The following is a 21,983-nucleotide window of genomic DNA, read 5'->3' on the forward strand; positions in this document are numbered from 1 at the left end:
TTGGAGCAACATCTAACCGCGCTCGGCAATCAAGACGGAACGGCTTCATCGTCGCGGCGGGATCGGAAATCGCACCGACCTGCGGCGTCTGTCCTCCTCGGGGCCTGCGTCATCCAAGGCCCAGCCTGGATTGCCCCGGAGACGTCACACCGGATCCAGCCACGGCCTTCTCCAGCTCTTGGAATTACTGGATTAGGCTCCACTCGTGAGCCTGCCCTCCCCCACCTCCGAGAACCGAGCGGTCGTCACCGGCGCCTCCTCCGGCATCGGCACCGCGCTGGCCGCTGATCTCGCCGCCCGCGGCTACTCGCTGATCCTCGTCGCCCGGCGCGGCGAGGTGCTCACTGAACTCGCCCAGCGGCTGACGCTGGCGCACGGCATCACCGCCGAGGTGCGCGCGATCGATCTGTCCGACCGCACCCAGCGCGGCGGCCTCGTCGAGGAGCTGGCCGCGCGCAATATCGCCATCCTGTGCAACAACGCCGGGATCGCGACCTTCGGCGCGGTCGCCGAGCTGGACCTGGAGTACGAACGAGCCCAGATGGAGCTCAACGCGGTCGCGGTGCACGACCTCACCCTCGCGGTATTGCCCGGCATGATCGCCAGGGGCGGCGGCGGGATCCTGATCAGCGGCTCGGCGGCCGGAAACATGCCGATCCCCAACAACGCCACCTACGCCGCGAGCAAGGCCTTCGCCAACACCTTCTCCGAATCGCTGCGCGGCGAGTTGAAGGGCTCCGGCGTGCACGTCACGCTGCTGGCGCCCGGCCCGGTACGCACCGAGACCCCGGACCCGGCCGACGCAACGATCGTGCACCGAATGGTGCCCGACTTCATGTGGGTCACCTCCGAATACACCGCCAAGGTCTCCATCGACGCACTGGCCCGCAACAAGATGCGCGTGGTCCCGGGCCTGATCAGCAAGGGCATGAGCGTCGCGGGCCAGTACGGTCCGCGCTCCTTCACCGCCCCGATCGCGGGCGCGTTCTACAAAAAGCTCGGCGGCTAGAATATGACCCGTTGCAATCCCGTCAAGATAGCGTTCCGCCGCGTCAAGTTCGCATAAGCCATCGGCTCGCTGATCTCGAAACGGCGTAGTCCTGACGACAGCCCCGCATATCGAGAAAGCGGGGGCTACACAGGAGAAATCGTGACGCTGCTCGAAATCTTCCCGTCGCTGCGGTCAGGAGGAATGCCCCCGCGGCTCGACTCCGCAATTTGGCCACGAGATACGCATTATGACGACGCAGGCCGAATAACCGTCGGCGGCGTCGCGCTCGCCGATATCGCCGACCAGTACGGCACCCCGACCTATGTGCTGGCCGAGCGTGAGGTCAGGCAGCGCTGCCGGGCGTACCGTGCGGCCTTCCCCGACGCCGAGATCTACTACGCGGGCAAGGCACTGATGATCCGGGCGGTCGCCGACTGGGTCACCGAAGAGGGCCTCTCGGTGGATGTCTGCTCGGCGGGCGAACTGGCCGTCGCGCTCGCCGCCGGTGTCGATCCGAAGCGAATCATCATGCACGGCAACGGAAAATCCTTCGACGAGTTGCAGACCGCGCTCGAAGTCGGTGTCGGCCGAATCGTCGTCGATTCGCTCGCGGAGATCACGCTGCTGTCCGCGTTGGCCACCAGGCCGCAGCAGGTGCTGCTGCGGCTGTCACCGGGCATCGACGTACACGGGCATCCCGCGGTGGCCACCGGCGTGACCGATCAGAAATTCGGTTTCCCGCTCGGCAGCGATTCCGCCACCGAAGCCGTCGCCCGGATTCTGCGCCAGCCGAATTTGCGGCTGATCGGCTTCCATTGCCACCTCGGCTCGCAAATCTGCGAACCGGACTACTACGGCGAGGCCATCCGCCGGATGATCGCCGAGATGGCGCGAGTCCGCGACGAGCACGACCACCTGCTGACCCACCTCGATATCGGCGGCGGCCACGGGGTCGCCTACCGCTGCGGCGATGCCGAAATGAACCTGACCGAGCTCGCCGCGATCGTCGAGAACACCCTCGACGCCGCCTGCGCGCGCCGCGGATTCCCACGCCCCGTCATCGCCATCGAACCGGGCCGCGCCATCGTCGCGCACGCCGGCGTGACCCTGTACCGGGTGCTCTCGGTCAAGCACATCGATGGCGGACGCACCTACGTCACGGTCGACGGCGGCATGAGTGACAACCCACGGGTCGCGCTGTACGGCGCGCACTACAGCGTCGTCGTGGCCAACCGGCACCCCACCGGCCCGAATATGACCGCCACCGTCGCGGGCCGGTTCTGCGAGGCGGGCGACATCCTCGCCACCGACGTGCAGCTGCCCGCGGACCTGCGGCCCGGTGAGGTGCTGGCAATGCCGTGCACCGGCGCCTACCACCACAGTCTCGCCTCGTGCTACAACAGCGTCGGCCGCCCGCCGATCGTCGCGGTGCGTAAGGGCAGTTCCCGTGAGCTGGTGCGCCGGGAGACCACCGCCGACCTGCTCAGGCGCGATATCGGCCGATGAAACGGCATCTGTCGGAGGGTACGTCAGCGATTCGTCAAGATCGGGATGGCGATGGTCAAGGTAGCGCTAACGACCCGTCCGCTGCCCTCCCGCGGAGGTAGACCTGGGTATCCCCCGCAGATAGATCCCAGCGGGCGCAATCAGGAGTACACAGTGACGTTGCTCGATCTCTTTTCGTATTCGCGGTCAGAGATGGCCCCGCGCCTCGATTCCGCGATCTGGCCGCGAGACGCGCACTACGACGCGGCAGGCCGCATCGTGATCGGTGGCGTCGCGCTCGCCGATATCGCCGACCGGTACGGCACCGCGGCATGCGTCCTCGACGAACACGAGGTCAGGGAACGCTGCCGCGCCTACCGCAAGACGTTCACCGAGGCCGAGATCGTCTACGCCGGGAGGGCCCTGCTGATCGGCGCGGTCGCGAACTGGGTCACCGAGGAAGGGCTGTCGGTCGCGGTGTACTCCGCCGATGAGCTGGCCGTCGCCCTCGCCGCCGGTGTCGATCCGAAGCGAATCATCATGCACGGCAACGGGGAATCCGTCGAAGCGCTGCAAACCGCGGCCGAGTGCCGCGTCGGGCGGATCGTGCTGAGCTCGGTTGCCGAGATCGATCGGCTTGCGGCCGTGGTCACCCGCCCGCAGCAGGTGTTGCTGCGGCTGTCCTTGAGCATGGATATCCCCGGCCGGATGGCCGCGGACACCGCGCAACCGGCAGGGTTCCTTGTCGGCGACGCCGCGACCGCGGCAGTGGCGCAGGTACTCAGCCAGCCGAAGCTCGACCTGATCGGCTTCCGCTGCCACGTTGGCTCCCAGATCTACAACCCCGACTACTACGGCGAGGCGATCCGGCGGATGGTCGCGGAAATGGCACAGGTGCGCCACGACCACGGCCCGATACTCACCGACCTCGACCTCGGCGGCGGGCACGCGGTCGCCTATCGCAGCGGCGACGCCGAAATGAACCTGACCGACCTCGCCGCCATCATCGAGGACGCCCTCGACGCGGCTTGCGCCCGGCAGCGCTTCCCACGCCCGAATATCGCTATCGAACCCGGCCGCGGGATCGTGGCCCGCGCGGGCGTGACCCTGTACCGAGTGCTCTCGGTCAAGCACAACGACGGCGGATACCCCTCCGTCATCGTCGACAGCGGCGTGCGCAAGGACCGGACGGACTCCCGGCCGGGCGCCCTCGCCGCCATGGTTCTAGCGAACCGGCGGGCCACCGGCCCACAGCGGACCGCGACAGTCGCGGGGCAAGCCGGTGACGACATCCTCGCCACCGATATCCGGATGCCGGTGGACCTGCGCCCAGGCGAGCTGCTCGCGGTGCCGTGCACCGGCGCCTACCAGTACGGGCGTGCCCTCGCCGACACCGCGCGGCTACCCGTCATCGCCGTGCACGGTGGCCGGTGCGACGAACTCGTCCGGCGCGAAGCGGATCTGCTCGACCGCGACGCCGGATAGCGCACAGCCGCAACGCCTTTGACTTCCCGCACGCCGAGTCGCATGCGGTATGCGGGGAATCGGAGGCGCGGGGTGTCAGCGGCGGCGGGTGCCGAAGATGCTGCGGCTGATTTCGCGCCCCGCCGCCGTGGCGGCCGAACGCAGGAAGCTCTTCACGGCCGGGTTCTTCATGATGCGCTCGGCGGCGGAGTCTTCTTCTGCGGTGCGTCGTCCCGGTGCGGGTGCTGGGGCCGAGTCCTCCTGTGCCGCCGATACTTTCGCCGCGAGGATCTCGTAGGCCGATTCGCGGTCGATGGTCTGGCCGTACTTGCCGTACAGCGAGCTGGACAGCGCCCGCGACTTGATCGCCTCGTCGCCGATGGTGTCCATCAGCGAGCGCGGTGGCTGAATCCTGGTCCACGCCACCGGAGTCGGTGCGCCCTTCTCCGAAAGCACCGTGACGATCGCCTCGCCGGTGCCCAGTGAGGTGAGCGCCTCCTCCAGGTCGTAGGTTCCGGTCTTCGGGTAGGTGCGGACCGTCTTGGACAGCGCCTTCTGATCGTGGGGCGTGAAGGCGCGCAGTGCGTGCTGGATGCGGGCACCCAGTTGGGACAGCACCGAATTCGGAATATCGGTGGGCAGCTGGGTGCAGAAGAACACGCCGACGCCCTTGGAGCGGATCAGTTTGACGGTCTGTTCCACCTGCTCCAGGAACGCCTTCGACGCGTCCGCGAATAGTAGGTGCGCCTCGTCGAAAATGAAGACCAGTTTGGGCTTTTCGACGTCACCGACCTCGGGCAGGGTCTGGAACAGGTCGGCCAGCACCCACATCAGGAAGGTGGAGAACATCACCGGCCGCGCCGCCTGCGCGCCCAGCTCGAACAGCGTGATCACACCCTGCCCGCCCGCGGTGCGCAGCAGATCCGCCGGATCCAGTTCCGGCTCACCGAAGAAGGTGTCGCCGCCGTCGGCTTCGAGGGTGACCAGGGCGCGCAGAATCACGCCTGCGGTCGCCGCCGACACCCCGCCGATGCCCTCGAGATCCTCTTTACCGTCGGGACTGGTCAGGTGCGTGATAACGGCGCGCAGATCCTTCAGATCCAGCAGCCCGAGCCCCGCCTTGTCGGCCCAGTGGAAGATCAGTCCGAGCGTAGATTCCTGAGTCTCGTTGAGCCCCAGCACCTTACTGAGCAGCACGGGCCCGAACGCGGTGATGGTGGCCCGGATCGGCACACCGATCCCGTCGGTGCCGAGCGATACGAACTCAGCCGGGAAACCGGTCGGCTTCCATTCCCCGGCTCCGGTTTCGAGGCTCCGCGCGCTCAGCTTGTCGTTCGACTGCCCGGGCTGCGACAGGCCCGACAGGTCGCCCTTGATATCGGCGAGCACCACCGGTACCCCGGCCCGCGACAACTGTTCGGCAATCCCCTGCAGGGTCTTCGTCTTACCGGTACCGGTGGCGCCCGCGACCAGACCGTGCCGGTTCACCGTGCGCATCGGAATCCGTACCAGCGCAGACGGATCGACGACCCCGGCGATCACCACGGTGCCCAGCTCGAGCGCCTCACCCTCGAACGCGTACCCGGCGGTGATCTGCTGTGCGGGCGACTGTTCGGCCGAGTCGGTGGCTTCGGTCGCCAGCGCCTTCGCGGCCTCGGCGGCGGTAGCACTCGCGGCGGCGGTCTCGGCCACCTTCGCGTCGGCATCGGAAGCGGCGGCCACCGCATTGGCACCGTTGGCATCGCCGGACCCGGCGGCGGCCTCCTGCTCGGCCAGTTCGCGCTCCGCGGCCTCGGCGGCGGCTGTCGCCTCCGCGGCGACTCTGGCAGCATCCTCGGCGGCCCTGCGTGCCGCGGCCGCTTTCTCCTGGGCGGTGGTCATCGCGCGTCCTCCGTCTTGGTCTGCCAACATGTTGCTGTCATGCATAAAACGCCTACGCCGATCTCCAGCAAACTCTATCGTCGCGACCCCCGCCACGAGTTAAGTGAGGCAATCGAGCACACTGCGGCCCGGGCTGACTAGTGTTGCTCGGGTGTCCGACAAATTCGTGGTGTGGATGGATTGCGAGATGACCGGCCTCCGCCTGGACAGCGACAAGCTGATCGAGGTGGCCGCGCTCGTAACCGATAGCGACCTCAACATTCTGGGTGAGGGCGTGGATATCGTCATCCACGCCGACGACGAGGCGTTGGCCGCGATGCCCCAGGTGGTAGCCGAGATGCATGCCCGCTCCGGCCTCACCGACGAGGTGCGCCGCTCCACCGTCACCCTCGCCGAGGCCGAGCAGCAGGTGCTCGATTACATCCGCGAATACGCCCCGCTCGCGGGCATGGTCCCGCTGGCGGGCAATTCGATCGCGACCGACCGCGGCTTCATCGCCAGGGACATGCCCCTGCTGGACACCCATCTGCACTACCGGATGATCGACGTGAGCTCCATCAAGGAGCTGTGCCGCCGCTGGTACCCACGGATCTATTTCGGGCAGCCGGAGAAGGGGCTCACCCATCGCGCCCTTGCCGACATCAAAGAGTCCATTCGCGAGCTCGAGTACTACCGGCGCACCGCGTTCGTTGCCGCACCCGGTCCGTCGACGGCGGAAATCGCCGCCGTCGCGGCCGAGCTGAGCGATGACCCCAAGGGCGTGGGCGAGGGCGCGCCAGAAGCGCAGCGTAACGGCACGCCGGAAGCCGATTAGGGCTCCCGGGGGTAACGCGCTAATATTTAGCGCGCCGGTTCATCACCGGCAATGGTGGCTGTAGTTCAGCTGGTAGAGCACCAGGTTGTGATCCTGGGTGTCGCGGGTTCGAGTCCCGTCAGCCACCCCATGAGGCCCGGGCCGGGAGAGATCCCCGCCTGGGCCTTTTTCGTATCCGTGCGACCCCGGGACTCCCCGCTGTCCGCTGGGGCCTATTCCCCTGTGCACCAATCAGTTTCGCGAACCACCCAACCAGCGGCGATGCGCGGCGGATACTTCGGCAATTGTGTGACAGATCTCCTTCGGCCGGGCCCGTTATCCCCTAATCCCGGCGTTGCCCGCCTTCCATTCCGGCCACGGGATGTTCCAGTCGCCGAGGCCATCGACACCGGACAGGGTGCCGCCCACGGTGTTCTTGATGATGGCGATGTCACCGCGTTTGGCGTTCTGATAGACCCACAGGGCGTTCGCCGGGCTCAGGTTCAGACAGCCGTGGCTGGTGTTCGAGTACCCCTGCTGCCCGACCGACCACGGCGCCGAGTGAAAGAAGATGCCGCTGTAGGAGATTCGGGTCGCGTAGTCGATCGGCGTCTTGTAGCCGTTCGGGGAGCTCACCGGGACCCCGTAGGTCGAGGAGTCCATCATGATGCGATCGAAGCGGTCGCTCACGATGTAGATGCCGTTGTCGGTGGGCGAGCTGTCCTTACCCATCGAGGTGGGCATGGTCCGCACCACCTGACCGTTCTGCTCGACCGTCACCTGCTTGGTGTTGTCGTCGGCAGTGAAGACGGTCGCATCGCCGACGGTGAAGAACGAGTGGATGTTGTCCTGACCGAACAGGCCGTTGCCGAGATCCTTGCCGTACACATTGACGTCGATGATGACCTTGGTACCCGGTGCCCAGAAATGCTCCGGCCGCCACCGCACCTCGCGGTTGTTCACCCAGTAGAACGCGCCCTCGACGGCGGGCTCGGTGGTGATCTTGATCGCATTCTGAACGGCCTTGCGGTCCGGGATGTTCTCGTCGAACTGGATTGCCACCGGCTGTCCGATGCCGACCACCTCGTTTTCGTCGGTCAGCAGGTACGGATGGGTTTGGCTGTCGGGCGAAGTGGTGGTGAAGCTCAGCACGGTGGCGCCGGCACCGCCAAGACCGATCGCCTCGGCACGCAGTCTGTATGTCTTGCCGTAGCCGAGCACCTCGGTGGTCTCCCAGGACTGGCCATCGGCTGCCAGCTTGCCGCCGACCGGGGTGTTCTGCGGGTTGAGCAGCGTCACATTGGTGAACTTGCCGTCATCGACCTTGAAGGTGATCGGCATACCCGGTGACACCCCCACGTCACCGTCCTTGACAGGCGACAACAGCTTCGGCTTGATCAGTTCAGTGACCGGGTTGCGGTCGATGGGCACCGAGGCGGTGTCCGAGGTGTTCGAGGACGAGCAGGCCGACAGGGTCAGCGCGACGACGGCCGATACAACCAGGGGTGCGGTTACTTTCCCCATCGACCGAAGTCGACCCTGCGCAACACTCATCTCAACCCCGTTTCAAGTCCCGGTGTGCCAGAGACACACCGATGGCTTCGGATCCGACCGACTGCTAGCTCAACCCACCGTGCCGGCAGGATCGGTCGAGACCACGTCCCGCCATTCTGCCAGCTCGACAAGCCGTTCCAACGCGAACACCACCCCGATGCAGGCGAGCTCCACCGGTTAGATCCGAACCACCGCGCCCCTTGTTACGCGCCCCTCGTTAACACCCCGACTCGGCTCCGTCGCGCCGCCGCCCGGATATCGATTTCACTTCTGCGCCCTCGGCCTGTTAGTGTCTGTCCCGCACCGGAACACGGAGCAAGGCAAGACAAGCGCCATTAGCTCAATTGGCAGAGCAGCTGACTCTTAATCAGCGGGTTCGGGGTTCGAGTCCCTGATGGCGCACCTAACAAGCATGTCACACCTGATATCAAGACCAAGATCACAAGTCTGACTCGATTCCATCCCACTCTCTGATTGCCGCTTTCTAGTTATCGGCCGTTATCCGTTCCGCAACCTAAGTCGGTATTTGTCTCGAAACGGCCACCTCGGGACAACCGGTCGCCCACCTTTCGGCGCCGATACCGCTTCGAGGGATGAAGCAGCTGGCGCACCACACTCGCCTACCCCCGAATCTACCGGACCGCAGGCTCCGCGATGCTTCGATAGACGCTGCAGCAGAACACCTTCGACAAGCATGGATCATGTTCGGCTGGCGCCCGAATCCAGCGTGGCCGCCCCGGTGGCCGACTACCCCGCGCCGACTGCCAGGCGCAGATCGGCGAGTGATCGCTGCATCAGGGCGTGCAGGTCCGCGGTGGTGTCGTCCACCCAGTCACCGTAAGCGGTGGTGAACACGGCCACCGCCGCCCGTGCGGCCAGGATGGCAACCCTGGGCGGGACGTCCCGGGCGCAGCGTCTCGGCAATCGCCGAGGCCAGCGAGGTCATCTTGATCAGATCGCGTTCCTGCAGCTCGGGCGAGGACGCGATGAGTTGCTGACAGGCATGGGCGAAGTGGCCGTAGCGGAGCAGAATGTCTCGTAGCCCGGGAAAGTGCACGCGTGGTCGCCAGCAGCCTGTGAGAGACTTCCCTCGTGCTTCCCGACCGTTACTTCCATCCGCTCGACCTGGGCGAGGCAATCGACGAGGCCTTCGGTGACAACGACGATGCCGAGGCGGTGCGCGGGGTCGTACTCGAGGCGCTGCTCGATCCGCGGGCCCGCGGCGACGAGCGCGTCTTCGACTACGCCTGGGAGAGCTTGGAATTCTACGACGATGATCAGACGCCCGCCGTCGTGGCGATGCTGACCAGGCTGATCGAGATCCATCCCGCCGACCGTTTCGCGCTGGGACCGCTGCGCGCCTCATGGTGGGACGACGGCGGCCGAACTGCCGCATTTCGGGAACTGACCTTCCTGCACCGCGAGTTGGCGGCGTTGCCCGCCGAACAGCGGGATCTGCGCTTCTATCGAGTCGCACCGAACGCCCTGGCCTCCCTCGGCGAGGAAGAGTTCGGGTGCGTGCTCGCAGCCGAGGGTGTCGCGCTGGCTACCCGACTGGGCCGAGACTCCGACGCCGACGCGATCCTCATGCACAGCCCGGCGGAGGAACACCAGCGCATCGCTCATGAGCGGATCGCGGCGCAGTTGGGACCGCTGCTCGCTCAGGCGGCGGCACGACCCCAGCCCACGGCGACACCGCAGGGCAAGTGCGCCCAGCCCGCCGGAACAGCGACCTACCAGATGGCCTACCTGCCGGCCTCGACGTACGCGCAGGCCATGATGGAAGGGCTGTTGGACGCTAGCTTCCCGACCGACCACGAGGACTACCGTCGCGAGCTGCAGAGCGCGTTGAGCGAGACGTCGGAGCGCGGAAGGATGCGGGTCGTGCCTGTCGACCTGGCGGGCTTGTACGCGTATGCCGAGCGCAGTGGCACCGATCCGGCCCGCCGCAGCACCCGGCTGGCGTACCTGCAAACCGTGGAAACCGGCAACGACATCGCGTGGCCGCCGGATCGCAATGCACCCTGCTGGTGTGGTGTCGGCCGGAAGTACAAGAAATGCTGCGGCCGCCCCGGGTTCGACAGGACGCCGGTACCCGACCGCGCTCGCGTGACACTGAAAGTGGAACTGGCGCACACGAATCCGCCGGTGTGGCGGAGGGCGGCCGTACCGTCACGGATACGGCTCGATGACCTGCACACGGTTCTGCGTGATGCCATGGGCTGGTCCGGTGACCACCTGTACGCTTTCGAGATCGAGGGAGGCGGGGTGCTCGATCCGCGCTGCGACGGCGACGCAGGCAAAGCGCACCAGGTGCAGCTGCCCGCGATTGCCAGCGAGCCCGGCCAATCATTCGTCTACCGATACGACTTCGGCGACGACTGGGAACACCGGGTGACCGTGGAAGCCATCGATGAAACGGATCCGGCGGCCAACCACGCCCGGGTGCTCGATGGTAAGGGCGCCTGCCCGCCGGAGGACTGCGGCGGGGTGCACCACTACCAGGAGTTGCTTACCGCCCTGACAGACCCCGCACATCCGAAACATGACCACGCGGTGCAGTAACTCGGCGACGACTGGAATCCAGACCGGATTGCGCACCCCACCGGGGTGCACGGCGAACCGCCGATCCTGACGCTGCCGGAGTCCTGAACCCACAGGCGCGCAGCGACGCGGCACCCGATAGGTAGGCATCGGACGACGCTGCCGCGGAAGCGATCGGCATCAGCGCCCCGATCTTCGAACTAATCCTGAACCCGAAACCACTCTTCTGGTGACAACGGACATCGTGGCATCCGCGGGAAGCCGGGCTTCGTCGAAGGTGCCGAGGATCGATTGGGAACCGACCACGATCACCTCGGGTCGGCCGATGATCTGGCACGCGGTGCGGATAGCGTGCTCCACCTGATCGCGCCGCATCAGCCCGCGAGGCTCAACACATCGGCGCGCTCGTCTTGGGGGAGCAGCCCGCCCATCGGGGAGACCTCACGCATCTCGATCGAGTCGCGGTCGAGACCGGTGAGCAGGCGGTGTAGTCCTGGTACGTCACGGTGCTCGATCAGCGACTGCCAGCGATCGAGATTGCGCACATGCGGCTGGCCGGATACCCCATCACGAAGCCGCTGTAGATTGCGTTCGATGCGTGGCAGCCACGACTCGAGGCACGATCGGGTCAAGTGCGTCGAAAGCCGGCTGTGCAACTGCCATGAGCGGCGCTCGGGGCGGGTCAACTCGGGGACGACGGGGCGCCGCACGACCTCGAGGCGGTAACCCATACAGGACAGCAGCCGGTCGAGACTCTGCCGTTACCGGACATTCGCGCGTCGCTGCGCGACGTTATCGACCTGGCGTGAGTCATCGCCGCAACGAACGATCCCTGCTGGCGGTGCGGGGCACAGATGATCCATAACACCGTCTTGGGGGCGGTTGAGCATAGGTGGAGAGCTACTTTGCACCGGGAGCCGACGCGGTCAGGCTCGAAAGTTGTGACGTCTCAGAGCCGGGAAACAACCGGCTAACTGCAGGAACGGGGCGGGAGCAGTCGGGAAGAGCGACGAATTATCCATGTGTATTTCCATGTGCGCGGGGATTGCGCAGGCCGCGAAATAGTTTTTGACCAGGATTTCTGGGTCGCCTTCAATGGTGAACAGCGGGTTCGAGTTGGGGTTCGAGTCCCTGATGGCGCACCTAACAAGCATGTCACACCTGATATCAAGACCAAGATCACAAGTTTGAGTAACGCATTGCCTCGTGTCGTGCACCAGAGAAGGGTGCGTCGGCGTCTTGGTGACGCCAAAACCGGGAAAGTGCCGGGCGTGACCAAGAAATTTAGGTGTGCTGCATCACATTATGTTTAGAGGCAAACTCCCCGCATGCGCAGCGTTTCGACCTGCATGATCTTGACAAACTAAGATCAACAGCACCATTGATTCACCTTTTATTTACCTTACGTTAACCGATCGTGACCATTCTGAGATCCCATCCGGAACAGACCAGCAGTTTGGTTAGCCCAAGGAGTAATACACACACATTCGGAAAACGACCGCAACGCCAAGATGTTCGCTCGCGGTCACTGGAGTACCGCGCGACACCGAGGGTGACCGCAATACTCCCTACTCCCTTCCCGTCGGATGACGGGAAGTTTGCGCGCGACGGCGGTGCCCGACGGGCCATCTGCCCGGGGTACCCGAGCCGCGTCGTATCGGCAGGGAACCGGATCTCCGGCATTCACAACAAAACCCGAAAACAGGATATCGGCCGAATTAGGCGAGCGACCGCACTGGCGCGCGCCGCGGATCTTTGCCGCCTGGCGCGGCACGGGCCGAAACCGACACCGATGAAGGACTGAACACAATGCCTGACAGACGCTTTTCCACTCTCCGCCGCCGCTCGCTCCGCGAAAGCGTCACCTTCGCCATCGCCGCGGCCGGCGTCCTCGCCGTCGCCTCGTCCTCGGGCTCGGTGGCCGACGACAGTGTTCCGTCACGCATCGCCATGGTCGCCGCGCAGCCCCCGGCCCCTGCCACACCCGTCGCCGTGGAGCTGCCCGCACCGATGCCCGCCGCCCCCGCGCCCGCTCCGGCCCAGGCCCCGGCCCCGGCCCCGATGCCCGCGCCCATGCCCCCGCCCGCGCCGCTCTACGAGAACAACCTCAACGGTTGGATCCTGCAGGCCCTCGACATCATGCATGCCAACGGCATCCCGGGCAGCTACAAGGGCATCCTGCGCAACGTGATGCGTGAGTCCACCGGCAACCCCCAGGCCATCAACCTTTGGGACTCCAACGCCGCCGCAGGCATCCCCTCCAAGGGCCTGCTCCAGGTCATCGACCCGACCTTCCGTGCCTTCCACGTCCCCGGCACGTCGACCGACATCTACGACCCGGTCGCCAATATCGCCGCGGCCTGCAACTACGCGGCCAAGAGGTACGGCTCGATGGATAATGTCTCGAGCGCGTACTGATCGCGACCGCACGCAACGGCAACGCCTCCCGTCCAGTGGAAGGGAGGCGCTGCCATATCGATGACAGCATGCCTTTCCATCGCGCCAGGTCCGTTAAGGTCGACCAGAACCGACCACCACCGATGCGGACTGCGCCATGACCGATTACGCCCATTCCGACGCCGCGTCGAAGAGCCGCGCCGAGAAAGCGCGTCGACTCGCGGGCTACATCTGGGAACACGGAATCACCGGAGCCGAACTACTCGAGATGCCAACGGCCCTCCGGCGCAAACTCGCGCGCGCGGCCGGGACGAATCCGCCGAGCACCGACGAAACCTGGACGAGCGTCGCCCAACTCCTCGACGAGAAGGACACCTGGGCCGCACAACATCCGAATCATCCTGCGGCACAACGCAATCACGCGGACGAGAAGCTGCTGTGGGTGAAACCGCCGATCACCCCATGGTGACGACCGGACACGCGGACGTCAGGCGCCGAGATCGGTGCTACGTTCGGCTTCGGCCATCACCTTGTCGGCGAGTGAGCGCAGGGCGCGAGCCTCGGCGGGAGTCATCGCGTCGATGAACAGTCGGCGCACCAGATCGACGTGGTTCGGGGCCGCGTGTTCGAGGGCCTTCCGGCCTGCCGGGGTGAGCTCGACCAGGATGCCGCGGGCGTCCTCCTCGGCGGGCCGGCGGTCGACGAGACCGCGGGCCGCCATCCGAGCCAGGTGTTTGGACAGTCGGCTCTTCTCCCAGCAGAGCTCGGCAGCGAGTTCCTTGGCGCGCAGGCAACCGTTGGACGCCGCCGACAGCGGCACGAGGATTTCATAGTCCGCGGACGACAGCCCGTCCTGAGCCAGGCCGGCCGCCACCGCGGCGTCCAGTCGCTGGCGCAGCCGGATGAAGGCTAGCCAGGTTGTTTGTTCGTCATCGCTCAGCCATCGGACCACGGGAATGATCCTAGCGATTCATTGGTTGACATGGACACCAAAACTTCAGGAGGTTTCCATGGCCGCCATCACCGTCCCCGACATCATGGTTCTGCCCCGACTGCCCCGGCCCAGCGATCCGACGAGCGAGCGCCGGGTGCGCAGCATCAGCACCGCGCACAAGCAGCGCGAAGGCGCCGGATTCGAGGTGCGTCGGCCGTTTCCGAGCATGGATCTGCGCTCGGCCGATCCGTTCATCCTGCTCGACCAGATGGGCCCCGTCGCCTATGAACCGCACGAGGCGAAGGGCGCGCCGTGGCATCCGCATCGCGGCTTCGAGACGGTGACCTACATGCTCGACGGCACGATGGTGCACCACGACTCGAACGGTGGCGGCGGCACCATCAGCGAAGGCGACACCCAATGGATGACGGCCGGTTCCGGTATTCTGCACGACGAGGTGCCACCGGAAGACCTGGTCATCTCGGGTGGCTGGTTCCACGGCGTCCAGTTGTGGGTGAACCTGCCGCGGGCGCTGAAAATGGCCGCGCCGCGCTACCAAGATTTGCGCGGCTCCGAACTGACACTGGTCAGCTCGCATGACGGCGGCGCGCTGGTGCGGATCATCGCGGGCGAGATCGGTGGCTTCGAAGGCCCCGGCTCGACCTACACCCCCATCGCCTACGCACACGCGTCGATCAGCCCCGGTGGACAGCTGGAAACGCCATGGCCGCAACGGTTTACGGCTATGGCCTACGTTCTGTCCGGCAGTGGCTCCGTCGGCGCCGAGTGCAGGCCGTTCGGCGAAGGCCAGCTCGCGATCTTCGGCCCCGGTGACTCGATCGCCGTCTCCGCCGATGTGCGGCAACACAATCGGACCGGCGACCTGGAAGTGCTGCTGCTCGGTGGCCAACCGATTCAGGAACCGGTGGTCCAGTACGGCCCGTTCGTGATGAACACCCGCGCCGAAATCATCCAAGCCGTCGATGATTTCCAGGCCGGCCGGATGGGAAATATCCCGGCCGAACACGGGGCGGGCAAGCGACTGGGCGAGTAATCGCCGCGCTGCGTGTGCAACTTCGCATGCAGCCCGGTTGACAAGTGAGCGGGCCATCACAACAGTGGATGGGGCGTCTCCCCCTTTGGGCGCCAATCCACCGCAGCAAACACATAGAGGAATACATGAACGTTCGCCGGCTCATCGTCAGCGCTGCCGCCGCGGGACTGACTCTCCTTGCGGCGCCGACCGCCCTGGCCGACGCCCCCACCGGATCCTCAGGAACCGGCTCATCAGCCATCGACACCGGCTCGGCCGCGACCGGCTCGGCCGGCTTCTCGCAGACCGGTTCGGCCGGCGGCGCCTTCGCCAACTGCGACGACGCCCGCGCGGCCGGTCGCGCACCGCTGTTCCGCGGTGAACCGGGCTACGCCCCGTACCTCGATCCCGACGGCGACGGATTCGCCTGCCCGACAGTCTGATAGCCCCCTGAAAAGCAGACAACACCCGGTATGGCATGGCCACACCGGGTGTTGTCGTTTCGTCAGCGGAAGATCTTGAGCAGCACCAGTCCGACGACCACCACACCCGCACCGATCAGGCTGTACTTCACCTTCGGCTCGTTCAGCTTCGCAAGCACCATGTGCTTGGTGTCGTCAGCGATCCGATGCGGGTCGGCCCGCACCGCGAGTTCGTCGAGCGTGCTCGCCAGCCGCGTGCGTGCGGCCTCGATCTCCCGCTCGATCCGCTCGGTATCCCTAGCCACGTATGTCCTCCTGTGTCCGATGTGCGCGCCGCGAGTCACCCAGGGCTCGCGCACGAGTCTAATGGGCACAGCCGGACGCAGTCCGTCCGAAGCCGCGCCGGGCTGAGCGAAGGCGAAGCAGCCGCAGGAGCGCCGGGCTGAGCGAAGGCGAAGCAGCCGCAGGAGCGCCGGGCTGAGCGAAGGCGAAGCAGCCGCCTACCAGCGCACTGTCGGGGCATTGGATTACCGTGCAAGATGTGACCGACAACCATCGACTCTCCCCCGGTGATGCCGCCCCCGATTTCACCCTGCCCGACGCCGACGGCCGAGACGTGTCGCTGTCGGACTACCGCGGCCGCAAGGTGATCGTCTACTTCTACCCCGCCGCGAGCACGCCCGGCTGCACCAAAGAGGCCTGCGATTTCCGCGACAACCTCGCCGAGCTCGAGGGCGCGGGCATCGAGGTCATCGGCATCTCGCCGGACAAGCCCGCGAAACTGGCCAAGTTCCGCGATGTCGAGAAGCTCACCTTCCCGCTGCTGTCCGACCCGGACCGCGCCGTGCTCACCGCGTGGGGCGCGTTCGGCGCGAAGACAATGTACGGCAAGAAGGTGACCGGCGTCATCCGCTCCACCTTCCTGGTGGACGAACAGGGCAAGATCGAGGTCGCCCAGTACAACGTGCGCGCCACCGGTCATGTCGCCAAGCTGCGCCGCGACCTGTCAGTGTAGGACGGACCTACCGCTCGAACGACGCGACGAACCGCTCGTAGCCATCCAGCAGTCGATCCAGACCGAAACCCAAATCGGCGTCCTCCCACTCCATGTCGTCCGCGTCGAAGGCTTGTACGGCGAGGGCACGCGTGAGCGCCGGGAAGCGCTGCGGATCGAGCACCCGGCTCAACAGAGCCGGGTATTCGTCGGTCTCCTCACCCGTCGACATATCCCTGGCCAGCCGCATCCGCCCGATCACATACAGCGAAACGTTCAAGACCAGTTGCAGTTTCACCGGTTCGGGCACCGCCGTCGCGGCGAACACCGATAACCCGACCTCCAGCCAGGCCATGTTGTACGGGCCCATCGGCGGGGCCGCCATGGGCAGCTCCAGCCACCAGGGATGCCGTCGGATCGCGCGCGATACCCCCCAAGCCCACGCCTCCATCCCGGCCCGCCACGGCACGTCGACCGGCAGCTCCGGCGGTATGCCGATCACCCGATCGGACACCAGGTCGATCAGCGTGTCCTTGCTGTCCACGTACCGGTACAGCGACATCGTCGTGAAGCCGAGATGCTTGGCGACCCGGCCCATCGACAGCGCGGCGGCCCCTTCCGCGTCGGCCACCTCGATCGCCGCCTCGACCACCTGATCGAGGCTCAGCCCGCGCTTGGGCCCGCGGGTTCCGCCCTCGTCCAGGCCCCACATCAGCGCAAAGGCCTTGGGCATCGCGCCCGCACCCGCCTCCGGCGTTTCCATCAGTGTCGCCCCTTCTTCTCGATGCCTCTTCCCTCCTGACAAAAACTGCGTACTATCTAAACAAAGTTTAGTCCATACACAGTTTTTATCAGGGGAACCCTATGACCGTCCCACCCACATCCGCCGTCAGCATCAGCGGGTTGACGAAAGCCTTCGGCGACCGCACCGTACTGGCCGGAATAGACTTGGAAGTCGCTGCGGGCACAGTCTTTTCGCTGCTCGGCCCGAACGGGGCCGGCAAGACGACGATGGTGCGCATCCTGGCCACCCTGGCCGACGCCGACAGCGGCGAGATCCGAATCGCCGGACACGACCTCGCGCACGAACCCGATGCCGTGCGCCGGCTCATCGGCGTCACCGGCCAGTACTCGGCGGTCGACGGCGTGCTCACCGGCGCGGAGAATCTGCGCCTGATGGGACGCCTGCTGCACCTGACCAAACCGGAGATCACCCGCCGAACCGCCCGTCTCCTGGAACAATTCGAGCTCACGGACGCCGCGCATACCCGCGTCGCGACCTACTCGGGCGGCATGCGCCGACGGCTCGATCTGGCCATGAGCCTGATGAGCGAGCCGCGCATCATCTTCCTCGACGAACCGACCACCGGGCTCGACCCGCGCAGCCGCCGCGAACTGTGGCAGGTGATCCGCGACCTCGTTGCAGACGGCGTGACCATCTTCCTCACCACCCAGTACCTGGAGGAGGCCGACCAGCTCGCCGACCGGATCGCGGTGCTGCACAACGGCAAAATCGTCGCCGACGGCACGCCCGGTGATCTGAAGCAGCTCGCTCCAGGCGGTCACATCCAGCTGCGATTCGCCGACCGTCAGGGACTCGCCGCGGCCGCGCGGGCCGTGCCGCGCGCGGAGATCGATGCCGAGCAGTTGGTGCTGCAGGTCCCGTCCGACGCAGCGTCGGCACCCTCAAACAGCTGCTGGATCAGTTCGACGATCAGGCGATCACCATCGACCAGCTCGCCATTCACACCCCCGACCTCGACGACGTGTTCTTCGCCCTCACCGGTCACCCCACCACCCAGAAAGCCGCAGTGCTGTGACAATCGCAACCGCAACACCCGCCACCACCGGCCCTTTGCACGCCATGACTCGCGCCACCCAAGACTCGCTGACCATGCTCGGCCGCAATCTCCGTCACACCGTCCGCAGCCCGGACACCATGATCATGACCATCGCGCTGCCGATCATGATCCTGCTGATGTTCGTCTACGTGTTCGGCGGCGCGATGAACGTCGGCGGCGCGTATCTCGACTACATCGTGCCCGGCATCATCCTGCTGTGCGCCGCATTCGGTTCGGCGGGAACGGCGGTCAGCCTGTCCACCGATGTGTCCGACGGCATCATCGACCGGTTCCGCACCATGGCCATCTCCCGATCGTCGGTGCTGACGGGGCATGTCGTGGAGAGCGTGCTGCGCAATCTGATCACCACCACCATCGTGATCCTGGTGGCCGTCGCGATCGGCTTCCGACCGACCGCCGATCCACTGCGCTGGCTCGCCGCCTACGGCATCATCGCGATGTTCGTGCTCGCCCTGTCCTGGCTCGCGGCCGCGCTCGGGCTGCTGGCGAAAAACCCTGAAGCGGCAAACGGCTTCACCTTCGTCTTCATGTTCCTGCCGTACGTGAGCAGCGCCTTCGTGCCGCCGCAGTCGATGCCGAGCTGGCTGCACCGGTTCGCCGAAAATCAGCCGGTGACATCGGTAACCGAAACCATGCGCGGACTGCTGATGGGCACCCCGATCGGCAACAGCGCGGTGCTTGCCGTGCTCTGGTGCACGGGTATCGCGCTGGCCGGGTTCATCGCGGCCCGCGCGTTGTTTCGGCGCCGGACCGCGCAGTGAACCCGGCCGGTCGCCCGGCAACAGATCACTAGCCCCACATAGCGCAAGATCCGGTGCCACCAGGGCACCGGACCTTCGTCGTTGTGACGTTTCCCGCCTATGTGGGCAGCAACTGCTGAGTCGCCCACTGCATGAGCATGCGGAGATGGTTGTCCCACCAGAGGTAGGACTCCGTTGTGAAGGCCGCCGGCGGCGGGGCCTCACCCGGGAACATCAGCGCGTCGTTCGGCGCGCCGACCTTCGTCGTGGGGTCCGGAATCCCGGTCCCTGGCAGCACTTGCGCAGGCTCGGTCTCGGGGGACGGTTCGGCCTGCACGAGCGACAGCGGGCGATCCTCCTGATGGCCGCCACCGCCCCACCGTTGACCCGACAACTGCGAACCCGACGAGTCGGCGGTGTCGACCACGACCACCGTCGATTCCCGAGCACGTCCGGCGCCCATGGGTTGCCGACCGTCGGATACCTTGTCCCAGGGCAAGACGCCGGGCTGGGCCGACGAGCCCGCGTTGGAGCCGCTGCTTACGTCGACCGCATGGGCATCCGCGGCGATCCGCGCATCGGCGACAACCGAGGCCGCAGGCGAACCATTCGTCGCGTACACGCCACCCGCGACCAGTCCACCCGCCAGCACCCCGGCTGCGGCGACGAGCACCGCCGCACCACGGCCGCGGCGCACCCGCTCCACCGGCTCAGCGACCCGGGCGACATACGCCGTGGCCGTCAGGGCCGCGCCCACCGCGGACGCGGCGGCCGCGATCTTGCACGGAATTACCGGAGCGCCGAACCCGTCCGCCGCCGCGGCGACCGCAGCGGCGCGGGCGCCCGAACCGATCAGCACCACCGCGTCCGGCCGGACCGTCGCCGCCTCGAACTGATCCCACGCCGCCGTCACCGCGACGCCCATCGACTCCGCGGTCGCCGCGTTGCCCGCATGGCTGGTCGCCGCGAGGACCCGGGTGCGCCTGCGGTCGACCAGCGTGAACGCCTGATGCCCGGGAACCGCCTCGCAGATCAGCAGATTGTCGAATTCGTTCAGCCATGTCATGACACCGGCGACGCTCAGATGCGCGGACTTGGCCGACACGAGCGAGGCGGTATGCCACTGCCCGGACGCCAGCCTGGTGACGATGGCGCGGCGCTCGGCGGCATCGCGGTAGGCGACCGCGGCACCCCCGATCTCCAGCTCCGGCCCGAGTTCGTCGGCTAGTCCGTCCATCGCCGTCTCGACCGCCGCCGCCAGTTCCGCCTTGCTGTCGCCGTGCATCTTCTCCACCCGATGAATCAGCACGCGCTCCGGTAGCTTCTCGCCGGAATCGGCGAGCGCTACCGCGTGAACGGCGCCGCGTTCGGTGGAAACGCCGAGAGTTACCACAGATCGAGCTACCACAGATCACCCCTTCCCATGGGCCTATGCCGAGCTCACGAGCTTGCCGAAACCTCTGAGCCCCTTCGATTCCCCTGCTCGAGATGCGCCTCATAATCCACGCACGCTCGGTTATGTGTTCGACACCACCAGGGATCTGGATGGGTCGTGAAATGTGACAGTCCTGAACACTTAGAACACGTGAGCGTGTCGCGACTGTGTCGATACCGCTAGCCTTGATGCGTGGATGTACGCACGGAGGCCAGGTCGAAACGACGTCTGGACCCTGCGTTGGACCTGCAGGACGACCCACAGGAGCTCATGCCGCGGCGTCGACCGACGCAGGAACGCAGCAAACGCAAGTTCGACGCGCTGTTGCAGGCGTCGCGCGAACTCCTCGTCGAGGTCGGGTTCGAATCGTTCACCTGTGAAGAGGTGGCGGCGCGAGCCGAGGTGCCGATCGGCACGCTGTATCAGTTCTTCGCCAATAAATATGTCATCGTCTGCGAGCTGAATCGCCAAGACCTCGTTGCCGTTTCCCAGGAACTGGCGGATTTCCACGGCGAGATTCCGTCGCTGGACTGGTTGCGGCACATGAACCAGTTCGTCGACCATCTGGCACATCTGTGGATGACCGACCCGTCCCGGCGCGAGGTCTGGCTGGCGATGCAGTCGACACCGTCGACGCGGGCCACCGGCGCGATCCACGAGAAGGAATTCGCCGAGGTCGTCTCTCAGATGCTGCGGCCGCTGACGCCGCGCACCCCGCGCGGCCGACGCACCATGATGGCCGAAGTGCTGGTGCACGTTGTCTATTCGATGCTGAACTTCTCCGTCCAGGACGAGCAGAGCAACGCGGAAGCCGTCTCCGAACTCAAGCGCCTGATGGTCGCGTACTTGCTTGTCGCGGAGAAGGAGTCCCGCTCCGGCGGGCTCCCCCGCCACCCCGGAGCCTCAGCGCAGCACTAAGAGCAAGTAAGTGCCGCGAGACCCGCGCTGCGGGACGGCAATTGGGTAACCGGCCGGATCTCGCGCGTACCCGGCCGGTTACCCGTGTGCTCACGGAATCAGCTGTTGCTTTCGCGGCCTTCGATGAGATCGGCCAACTCGCCTGGATCTTCTAGGACCACCATCGCCGCAGCGGTGTCGCCGTCGTGCGTCAGCGACAGGTGAACCCTCACGCGGGGCAGGAATTCGGCGGCGAGGCCGTGCAGCTTGATGCTGGGCCTGCCCCACGCGTCGTTGACTACCTCGATCAGCGGGTAAGGGTTGTCACCGATTTGGGGTCGGCGGGCGAAGCGAGACGTCGCCCAAGCTTTGAGCACCGCCTCTTTCGCCGCCCACCGTGCCGCATAGCTGCGGGCCGGGTCGGTGCCCTTGCTCTGGCAGTATCGCCGCTCGCCCGCGGTGAAACTCTCTCGGAGCATGGTGGTTCCGGACCGTTGTAGCTGTTCGGAGAACTCGGAGATACTTACCAAGTCCAATCCGATACCGAGGATCGTCAC

Annotated in this window: 21 protein-coding genes, 2 tRNA genes and 1 pseudogene; 15 read left to right on the forward strand and 9 right to left on the reverse strand. The window is 66.2% G+C overall.

Features of this window, described 5'->3' with window-relative positions:
- Positions 1–205 precede the first annotated feature (205 nt).
- The 3 genes from cmrA (at position 206) to ACV7NQ_RS08400 (ending at position 3,961) form a co-directional block, all read left to right on the forward strand.
- Positions 206–1,009, forward strand: a complete 804-nt coding sequence (gene cmrA, locus ACV7NQ_RS08390) for a mycolate reductase (RefSeq protein WP_463359099.1) — start codon at positions 206–208, stop codon at positions 1,007–1,009.
- Between the two features lie 141 nt (positions 1,010–1,150).
- Positions 1,151–2,497, forward strand: coding sequence for a diaminopimelate decarboxylase (gene lysA, locus ACV7NQ_RS08395; RefSeq protein ID WP_463359100.1), 1,347 nt, complete (start codon positions 1,151–1,153; stop codon positions 2,495–2,497).
- Positions 2,498–2,650: 153 nt separating this feature from the next.
- On the forward strand, positions 2,651–3,961 hold the full coding sequence (locus tag ACV7NQ_RS08400) for a diaminopimelate decarboxylase family protein (protein WP_463359101.1): 1,311 nt from the start codon (positions 2,651–2,653) through the stop codon (positions 3,959–3,961).
- Between the two features lie 75 nt (positions 3,962–4,036).
- Here the strand turns inward: ACV7NQ_RS08400 and ACV7NQ_RS08405 are convergent, their stop codons facing one another.
- Complete coding sequence (locus ACV7NQ_RS08405; RefSeq protein ID WP_463359102.1) at positions 4,037–5,851, reverse strand: helicase HerA-like domain-containing protein; 1,815 nt, start codon at positions 5,849–5,851, stop codon at positions 4,037–4,039.
- A gap of 121 nt (positions 5,852–5,972) precedes the next feature.
- On the opposite strand from ACV7NQ_RS08405, the gene orn reads away from it, so the two are divergent.
- The gene (gene orn / locus ACV7NQ_RS08410; RefSeq protein ID WP_463359103.1) at positions 5,973–6,635 is read left to right on the forward strand and encodes an oligoribonuclease; all 663 of its coding nucleotides are present in this window, start codon (positions 5,973–5,975) and stop codon (positions 6,633–6,635) included.
- A gap of 54 nt (positions 6,636–6,689) precedes the next feature.
- Positions 6,690–6,765 (forward strand) — tRNA-His (locus ACV7NQ_RS08415).
- 185 nt (positions 6,766–6,950) lie between these two features.
- Here ACV7NQ_RS08415 and ACV7NQ_RS08420 read toward each other — a convergent pair.
- Positions 6,951–8,168: a L,D-transpeptidase gene (locus tag ACV7NQ_RS08420; RefSeq protein WP_463359104.1), complete on the reverse strand. Its 1,218-nt coding sequence runs from the start codon at positions 8,166–8,168 to the stop codon at positions 6,951–6,953.
- A 329-nt stretch (positions 8,169–8,497) separates the two neighbouring features.
- Between ACV7NQ_RS08420 and ACV7NQ_RS08425 the strand changes: the two genes are divergently transcribed.
- Positions 8,498–8,570, forward strand: a tRNA-Lys gene (locus ACV7NQ_RS08425).
- A 345-nt stretch (positions 8,571–8,915) separates the two neighbouring features.
- Here the strand turns inward: ACV7NQ_RS08425 and ACV7NQ_RS08430 are convergent.
- Positions 8,916–9,092, reverse strand: coding sequence for an acyl-CoA-like ligand-binding transcription factor (locus ACV7NQ_RS08430; protein WP_463359105.1), 177 nt, complete (start codon positions 9,090–9,092; stop codon positions 8,916–8,918).
- A gap of 168 nt (positions 9,093–9,260) precedes the next feature.
- On the opposite strand from ACV7NQ_RS08430, the gene ACV7NQ_RS08435 reads away from it, so the two are divergent.
- Positions 9,261–10,733: an IS1096 element passenger TnpR family protein gene (locus ACV7NQ_RS08435; RefSeq protein WP_463359106.1), complete on the forward strand. Its 1,473-nt coding sequence runs from the start codon at positions 9,261–9,263 to the stop codon at positions 10,731–10,733.
- A gap of 353 nt (positions 10,734–11,086) precedes the next feature.
- Here the strand turns inward: ACV7NQ_RS08435 and ACV7NQ_RS08440 are convergent, their stop codons facing one another.
- Entirely contained in the window at positions 11,087–11,443 is a 357-nt protein-coding gene (locus ACV7NQ_RS08440; protein WP_463359107.1) for a helix-turn-helix domain-containing protein, read from the reverse strand.
- A gap of 1,078 nt (positions 11,444–12,521) precedes the next feature.
- Between ACV7NQ_RS08440 and ACV7NQ_RS08445 the strand changes: the two genes are divergently transcribed.
- Together ACV7NQ_RS08445 and ACV7NQ_RS08450 are read left to right on the forward strand one after the other, a co-directional pair.
- Positions 12,522–13,130, forward strand: coding sequence for a transglycosylase SLT domain-containing protein (locus ACV7NQ_RS08445; protein ID WP_463359108.1), 609 nt, complete (start codon positions 12,522–12,524; stop codon positions 13,128–13,130).
- A 136-nt stretch (positions 13,131–13,266) separates the two neighbouring features.
- The gene (locus tag ACV7NQ_RS08450; RefSeq protein ID WP_463359109.1) at positions 13,267–13,578 is read left to right on the forward strand and encodes a hypothetical protein; all 312 of its coding nucleotides are present in this window, start codon (positions 13,267–13,269) and stop codon (positions 13,576–13,578) included.
- Between the two features lie 18 nt (positions 13,579–13,596).
- Here ACV7NQ_RS08450 and ACV7NQ_RS08455 read toward each other — a convergent pair whose 3' ends face one another.
- Positions 13,597–14,061 (reverse strand): MarR family winged helix-turn-helix transcriptional regulator, encoded by a 465-nt coding sequence (locus ACV7NQ_RS08455; protein WP_463359110.1) that lies wholly within the window; start codon positions 14,059–14,061, stop codon positions 13,597–13,599.
- Between the two features lie 58 nt (positions 14,062–14,119).
- On the opposite strand from ACV7NQ_RS08455, the gene ACV7NQ_RS08460 reads away from it, so the two are divergent.
- Both ACV7NQ_RS08460 and ACV7NQ_RS08465 read left to right on the forward strand, forming a co-directional pair.
- Positions 14,120–15,097, forward strand: a complete 978-nt coding sequence (locus tag ACV7NQ_RS08460) for a pirin family protein (RefSeq protein ID WP_463359111.1) — start codon at positions 14,120–14,122, stop codon at positions 15,095–15,097.
- A gap of 125 nt (positions 15,098–15,222) precedes the next feature.
- Entirely contained in the window at positions 15,223–15,519 is a 297-nt protein-coding gene (locus ACV7NQ_RS08465; protein ID WP_463359112.1) for an excalibur calcium-binding domain-containing protein, read from the forward strand.
- A gap of 62 nt (positions 15,520–15,581) precedes the next feature.
- Here ACV7NQ_RS08465 and ACV7NQ_RS08470 read toward each other — a convergent pair whose 3' ends face one another.
- Entirely contained in the window at positions 15,582–15,803 is a 222-nt protein-coding gene (locus ACV7NQ_RS08470) for a DUF3618 domain-containing protein (RefSeq protein WP_463359113.1), read from the reverse strand.
- Positions 15,804–16,039: 236 nt separating this feature from the next.
- On the opposite strand from ACV7NQ_RS08470, the gene bcp reads away from it, so the two are divergent.
- On the forward strand, positions 16,040–16,513 hold the full coding sequence (gene bcp, locus ACV7NQ_RS08475) for a thioredoxin-dependent thiol peroxidase (protein ID WP_463359114.1): 474 nt from the start codon (positions 16,040–16,042) through the stop codon (positions 16,511–16,513).
- Positions 16,514–16,520: 7 nt separating this feature from the next.
- Here bcp and ACV7NQ_RS08480 read toward each other — a convergent pair whose 3' ends face one another.
- Complete coding sequence (locus ACV7NQ_RS08480) at positions 16,521–17,255, reverse strand: TetR/AcrR family transcriptional regulator (protein WP_463359115.1); 735 nt, start codon at positions 17,253–17,255, stop codon at positions 16,521–16,523.
- A gap of 101 nt (positions 17,256–17,356) precedes the next feature.
- Between ACV7NQ_RS08480 and ACV7NQ_RS08485 the strand changes: the two are divergent.
- Together ACV7NQ_RS08485 and ACV7NQ_RS08490 are read left to right on the forward strand one after the other, a co-directional pair.
- Positions 17,357–18,312: pseudogene (locus tag ACV7NQ_RS08485) on the forward strand (ABC transporter ATP-binding protein).
- 44 nt (positions 18,313–18,356) lie between these two features.
- Positions 18,357–19,115, forward strand: coding sequence for an ABC transporter permease (locus tag ACV7NQ_RS08490; protein WP_463365587.1), 759 nt, complete (start codon positions 18,357–18,359; stop codon positions 19,113–19,115).
- Positions 19,116–19,212: 97 nt separating this feature from the next.
- On the opposite strand, the gene ACV7NQ_RS08495 is transcribed toward ACV7NQ_RS08490, so the two are convergent.
- Entirely contained in the window at positions 19,213–20,502 is a 1,290-nt protein-coding gene (locus ACV7NQ_RS08495; protein ID WP_463359116.1) for a hypothetical protein, read from the reverse strand.
- A gap of 297 nt (positions 20,503–20,799) precedes the next feature.
- Here ACV7NQ_RS08495 and ACV7NQ_RS08500 point away from each other — a divergent pair, with 297 nt between their 5' ends.
- Positions 20,800–21,447 carry a TetR family transcriptional regulator gene (locus tag ACV7NQ_RS08500; protein ID WP_463365588.1) on the forward strand — a complete coding sequence of 216 codons (648 nt, stop codon included), beginning with the start codon at positions 20,800–20,802 and terminating at the stop codon, positions 21,445–21,447.
- Between the two features lie 98 nt (positions 21,448–21,545).
- On the opposite strand, the gene acpS is transcribed toward ACV7NQ_RS08500, so the two are convergent.
- Positions 21,546–21,983, reverse strand: coding sequence for a holo-ACP synthase AcpS (gene acpS / locus ACV7NQ_RS08505; RefSeq protein ID WP_463359117.1), 438 nt, complete (start codon positions 21,981–21,983; stop codon positions 21,546–21,548).

The organism is Nocardia sp. Tas62D01, from assembly GCF_055232035.1.

Coding starts and splice junctions, on each gene's coding strand:
- ACV7NQ_RS08405 (WP_463359102.1), bottom strand. CDS start 5,851: ATGTTGGCAGACCAAGACGGAGGACGCGCGATGACCACCGCCCAGGAG.
- ACV7NQ_RS08420 (WP_463359104.1), bottom strand. CDS start 8,168: ATGAGTGTTGCGCAGGGTCGACTTCGGTCGATGGGGAAAGTAACCGCA.
- ACV7NQ_RS08440 (WP_463359107.1), bottom strand. CDS start 11,443: ATGGGTTACCGCCTCGAGGTCGTGCGGCGCCCCGTCGTCCCCGAGTTG.
- ACV7NQ_RS08445 (WP_463359108.1), top strand. CDS start 12,522: ATGCCTGACAGACGCTTTTCCACTCTCCGCCGCCGCTCGCTCCGCGAA.
- ACV7NQ_RS08450 (WP_463359109.1), top strand. CDS start 13,267: ATGACCGATTACGCCCATTCCGACGCCGCGTCGAAGAGCCGCGCCGAG.
- ACV7NQ_RS08460 (WP_463359111.1), top strand. CDS start 14,120: ATGGCCGCCATCACCGTCCCCGACATCATGGTTCTGCCCCGACTGCCC.
- ACV7NQ_RS08465 (WP_463359112.1), top strand. CDS start 15,223: ATGAACGTTCGCCGGCTCATCGTCAGCGCTGCCGCCGCGGGACTGACT.
- ACV7NQ_RS08480 (WP_463359115.1), bottom strand. CDS start 17,255: ATGGAAACGCCGGAGGCGGGTGCGGGCGCGATGCCCAAGGCCTTTGCG.
- ACV7NQ_RS08490 (WP_463365587.1), top strand. CDS start 18,357: ATGACTCGCGCCACCCAAGACTCGCTGACCATGCTCGGCCGCAATCTC.
- ACV7NQ_RS08500 (WP_463365588.1), top strand. CDS start 20,800: ATGCCGCGGCGTCGACCGACGCAGGAACGCAGCAAACGCAAGTTCGAC.